This window comes from uncultured Aureimonas sp., from assembly GCF_913775355.1.
GTDB lineage: Bacteria > Pseudomonadota > Alphaproteobacteria > Rhizobiales > Rhizobiaceae > Aureimonas.
In genome coordinates this window covers 1-5,394 of record NZ_CAJYIU010000207.1, presented here as the reverse complement: position 1 = coordinate 5,394, position 5,394 = coordinate 1, and the positions used below count along the sequence as shown (strand labels likewise).

General features: G+C 69.6%; 3 protein-coding genes. All 3 read right to left on the bottom strand.

Annotated elements, in window-relative coordinates; genetic code table 11:
• Positions 1-409: 409 nt before the first annotated feature.
• A complete protein-coding gene (locus QZ753_RS12875) occupies positions 410-1,897 on the bottom strand; it encodes a hypothetical protein (protein ID WP_294644202.1) in 1,488 nt (495 codons plus the stop codon).
• On the bottom strand, positions 1,894-4,251 hold the full coding sequence (locus QZ753_RS12870; protein ID WP_294644201.1) for a hypothetical protein: 2,358 nt from the start codon (positions 4,249-4,251) through the stop codon (positions 1,894-1,896). The genes QZ753_RS12875 and QZ753_RS12870 overlap by 4 nt, the downstream gene beginning before the upstream one ends.
• Positions 4,248-5,394 (bottom strand): ATP-binding protein (locus tag QZ753_RS12865; RefSeq protein ID WP_367171515.1); only part of this gene is annotated, 1,147 nt, incomplete at its 5' end. The genes QZ753_RS12870 and QZ753_RS12865, both read right to left, overlap by 4 nt.

Below are 5,394 nucleotides of genomic sequence, written 5' to 3'. Positions count from 1 at the left end.
CGGAGGAGCGTACGACGAACGGCTTTCGACCGGGCGATGCTGCCCGCTTGGTCGAGAACATGCGGCTGACCGCTTTCGGCTGAAGCAGTCATTCGGATATTGCTTCCCGAACGACTTAGATTGGTCGATAGCCGCCTCCAACTTCGCGGCTGGACGTGACCCAGACACGGACGCTTCAACCGCTCCACCCATTTCCTAACTTCCGCCACTCGTTCATATGGACGTCCAGGGTATTCGCCCACGAGGTGCTACGGAGTCAGCTGCACCAAAGGATCCGACGCGATCGCAGCTGTGCTAAATGGCCCACGCCCTCCTCCCACTTGCCCGCATGCAAGGGCTTTCGCGGATCGGCGAAGGACGGAGCGGCCGTCAGCATGCGCGGAAGCCAGCCGGCAGCGGGCACTCGAAATCAAATCATGCTGGCTTCCCGCGCTAAGCTGATAGCGCTGCGCAGCCGGTCCGGGGTGGGCCTCGGAATGCTGGGAGCGCCCTTCCCACGTGTCACCCGCCAGCCGCCGGGTTCCAGTACGAGGCGCAGCCGCAGGATCCTCTTCCCACCGGCACGCGCGTCGGCGAGACCGCGTCCCACGGACCAGTAAGTATGCTGGGCGATGATCCAACTCTCGATCACGTGGGCGAGGAGGTGGGCCGGCGAGCCCTCGCCGAGCCTCTCGACGTCGGCAAGGGCGAGCGCGATCGGGAGCCGCTCGCGCCGCTCGGAGCGGTCATGGAGATCTTTCGGCGAAAGGACGGACACGGCGAGCGCGGCAAGCGCGGCCGCCCCAACCCCCTGGCGCGCCTGCATGCAGGACTGCAGCTCGGCCATCGCGCTCACCACCGTCGCATCCCGCTCGACGAGTGAGGAGAACCAGTCACGTGCCCTGGCCACCTCCACGTCCACCTCCTTGAGAAGGCGCTGCGCCAGCGCCTCAGTAGTCAGAGTGCCGCCGCCGATCTGCCCCACAATCCATTCGAACAGTGCCTCGAGCGCCAGGCGGAAGGCCTGTCGCACCTGGACGCGCCGCCAGAGCACGACCTCCTCGTGCAGCTCGTTGCTGGCCAGATCGAACATCGCCGGACGTAGCGTCTCCTCGTCCCGCTCGTCCTCCTCCACATCCTCGCAGACGCGGGTGAGAAGGCGGAAACCTCCGCGACGGCTCCTGGATGCGACCTCGCCGACGAGCCGGTCGCACATGGCCTCGCGTTCGGCTGCGATCAGCTCGTCCATGTCCCAGACGTCCGCCCACTCCTCCGCGGTCGCCCGCTTTAGCGAGCACGGTCCCCAGCCGTTGAACAGCTTGTGGTCGAGGATGGGCGTCAGGCGCTTCTCGAAGGCGTCGAGCAGCTTCTCCGTCCCCTCACCCGGAACGCGAACGCCCGGCTGGTGCGCGTCATCGACGAGGATCCGGAACGCCCGTAGGCCGGGTCCGTAGTTGATCGCCGCGGTCAGTGCGGTCGAGTTGCGCCGTGCCTTGACGAAGTCCGCCCAATGCTCGTCCCCGAAGCCGATCACCTTCTCGTCGCCCCAGAGCTCCGCGATGCGCTGCTTGCCGGGCAGGTCGATGCCGCCGGTGCCCTGCCGCTGGAGCAGCGACCACGCGAAGGCCACCTCGATTCGCGCAACGAAGTCCTCGTGCGCGGACAGGCGGAGCCGCTCCTTGCGCTCACTCGCCAAGGCGATCGTCCGACGCCACGCCCAAGCCACCAGAGTGAAGGGGCGTATGTGCCGCGCCACGTTATTCAGCCCGGGAAACACCTCGTTCATGAGGTCGAAGTTAATCTGACGGAGCCCGAGCGGGTCGACGCCGCCCGTCTTCGCTTCCGCCGGCGAGACGATCGAGCAGTCCGACGCCCGCCGGCTGAGCCTCTCCAGTTCGATCAGTGCGTCCGACTTCATGCGTTTCTCACCAAGACGAACCCGTGGCAGCCGGTGTCGCAAACGCCATCGCGCGCCAGTTCATCCCTGAGCCGCGGCAGCACGATGTTGCAGGAGCACGCGCTGACGGGCTGGTCGACGAAGCGGATGCGCCGGCGCTCCGGCTCGCGGCGGCATTGCTCGAGAAGCCTGTGCCAGGAGGGGTGGCGGGCGAGCACCTCCAGCCCCTCCGGCACGACGTTGGTCATCAAGCCGACCTCGAGCGCGCGCACGTCGTCGTGCACCGTGCGGGTCGCCCGTATTGCTGCGAACGTCGCATCGAGATCGGCGTCGGGAGCGAGCAGATCCCGGAACCCCGTGAGCGCGCAATCGGGCTCCGGCGCCTGGTCCGGGTCGATGCCCAGCGACAGCATGCGTCCGCGCGCCATCGCCGCGTCGAGTCCGGCTCCGGCCGCGACTAGCTGGACGATGCACCAGGTCAGCGTGTCCTTGGCATTCTGACCGAGCGAAACCTTGCGCCCCAGCCCGACGAGCCGCGCCACGAACGCCTCGGTGGCGGGGTGCTCGGTGGACACGCACACGAAGTGGGTGAGCCGCGCGATATTCACGAGTTCCACATCGGAGGCGATGGTGGCGGTCAGCTTCTGGAAGAGCTCGGGAAAGCCGAGTTCGAGCGCGTGCCGTGCCTGCGCCACGCGCTTGCGACGCGCCTTCTCCGTACGGTCGGTCTCGTCCTCGTCGTCCCCCTCGATCGGTGCGGGGCCGCGCGCGAACGCCTGCAGGAGGCGCGCGACGAACCGCTGCCACGCGAGCTCCTCCTTGTGCCCGCCGGCTTCATCGCGCCGGCGATCGCCAGCGTCCGCAGTGGGCCGGGCCACCAGGTCGGCATCGATCAGCGGATCAACCTTCTCGGGCCCGCTCCCGGCGGTGCGACCGCGGATGACTGACCTCGTCCTAAGCGCATCCGGGTTGGCCCGGAAGAACTCCATGACGGCGAGCACGTCCTCGGGCGTCTGCAGGTTCTTCAGGACTGCCAGCATCGAGGGCAGCGCCTTCCCGGCCCGCCCCCTGATCGCGCCGAAGTCGGGCGCGGTCACAAAGCCTTCAGCGACCGCGTCCCCAGCGTGGAGGCGAAGCTGAATCCGACCCTCAAGCGACAGCTCCTCGTCGTCGAGCTGACCGACCGCGATCGTGAAGGCGCGCCCCTCCACCTCCACCGGTCCAATGGCGAGGCTGCGGCGCGAGACCTCCAATATGGCTGTGGCCGATGACGCCTCCCAAGACGTCAGGATCCGCCCCTCGATGCCGCCGTCGATGTGGGCGGCCACGAGTACGCCGACCTCGGCCTGGTCGTCATCGCCTTCCAAGACGGACTTGGGCTTCGAGGGGGCCTTCGCGTCCTCGACCCGCCAGTGGTGGCCGGTGCGACGGTCGGTCCTCACCACGCAGACCTCGACGTTGCGCGACGTCGCCCCGCCGTAGGTCAGCGCCGCACCGGTCGCGTTGGCGCTGCCGGACATGATAAGCCGACCACGGGCGCAGACGACCTCGAATACCTTGGCGTGCAGGCCGCGGGCGGCCGCGTCGTCCACCGCGAGATGTTCGATGCGCACGGGCCGCACGCCCTTGGCCGCCCGAGGCCAGTCCATCCCCTCGGGCGCGGAGACCGATGCGATCGGGACGTGGGCCCGGACCTCCGCCACGCCGAGCGTCCAGGCCAGCCGCTCGACAGCGGACGCCTCCCAGTAGGGAGACGCGATGGTCAGCGTCTTCGCGCCACCGAGCTCCCCGGCCGCGGCCTTCAATCCATCGACTATCGGCGCGTCGAGGCTGGTGAGCACCCGGACGGCCCCGTCGTCCGTGCCGGCGGCGGCCGCGCCGACCAGGCGATCCGCCAGCGCGCGGCAGTGGCTCCGGGCGTCGTGCTCGCAGTTCGGCGCGTCGGCGAGGGCGGCGAAGAACCTGCCGATGTCGCCGACCGCCGCCGCCATCCCGTTCGCATGGAGGTGCTCGACGCACTCGAGGTTGGCGGACCAGCCGCCGAAAGTCAGGTTGCCGGATCCTACAGTCACGTGGGTCGCGTCATCCGCCTCGAGCACCATGAGCTTCGGATGGAAGCAGCCCTGCCGCACCGCGACGGGATGCACGACGTACTCGCGGCCGATCCGGACCGCGCCCCGTTCCCGCAGCGCCATGCGGTAGCCGAGCGGGTCGGTCAGGATCGTGATGTCGGTGACGCCCTGGCGCATGAGCGCCTCGATCAGCACGGCCTCGGCGAAGGACGCGCTGAACGAATGAGTTGTGAACGTCGCGCGGCGCCACGCGTGGGCCGCGATCAGGTCTAGTGGGGCGATGCTGTTCGCGGGTCCGCTCATTGCAGCGCGCATTCAGAATGGAGCTGGGCGCCAACCACGGACTTGGCGATCGCCACCAAGTGGGGATGGTGGGTGAAGAAGAGGACCTGCGTCGTACGCGCGACGTCGGCGAGCACCTCGAATCCGGCCCGCGCGCGGTCGTCGTCGAAGTTCACGAACAGGTCATCGGCGAGGAAGGGCAGCGCGACACCGGCCGCCACGGAACGCTCTAGGGCGGCGAGGCGGAGCGCCAGGAAGAGCTGGTCGGTCGTACCCTCGCTCATGGCGCCGACCTCCACCACCGTGCGGCCGTCGTCGCGCAGTCCGAGAAGGCGCGGCGAGCTGCCCTCGCTGTCGACCTTCAACGACGCGTACCGGCCCGTGGTGAGTTTGGCGAACAGCTCGCCTGCGCGCAGGAGGAGCGGATCCTGATGTCGCTCGCGGTAGCGCTCGATCGCCCACTTGAGCATGACCGCCTGAGCCCGCTTCAGGATGTAGTGCTCGGACAGGTCCTCGAGCTCCGCCCGCGCCTGCTCCGCCTCCGCGGCGGCGTCCGCCGCCGAGGTCGATCCGGTTTCGAACGACTGGAAGGCCTTGCGCGCCTCCCCGTGCGCGGTCGCGGCCGCGTCGACGGCGGCATTCAGGTCCGCGAGCCGGGACCGCAGCGACGATGCCGAGGCCGCCGCCTCGCCCGCATCGGTGGCCGAGCAGGCCACCACCAGCTCGTCGAGCGACAGTCCGTCGCCCTCCTCGACGATGCGCCTCTCGATCTCGGCCAGGTCGGTCCTGAGGGCGGTCACGGCCCGGGACCGCTCGATGGCCCCGGTCAGCTCGGTCCGGTCCGCGCACCCGGCCTCCGCCAGAACGGACGCCAGGGCAGCTTCGGCGGTCTCCAGCGTGGCCCGCGCCCCGCCGATCCGCCTCTCCAGCGCGGTCTCCTCCTCGGCCATGCCCGCGAGGACGGCCTGCGCCGACCGTGCCGCCGACACGCGGGCCTTGAGCATGGCCAGGCGAGCCGCGGGCTCGCCAGCCGCCACGCCGAGTCGCTCCGCGATGGCGCCGACGCGGATCGAGAGCATAGAGAGGGACGAGCGCGAGCACGCGAACCGCGTCGGCGCCATCGCGGAGCGACTCGGCGTGGCGGCTGGCGAGCCCGCGGCTCGC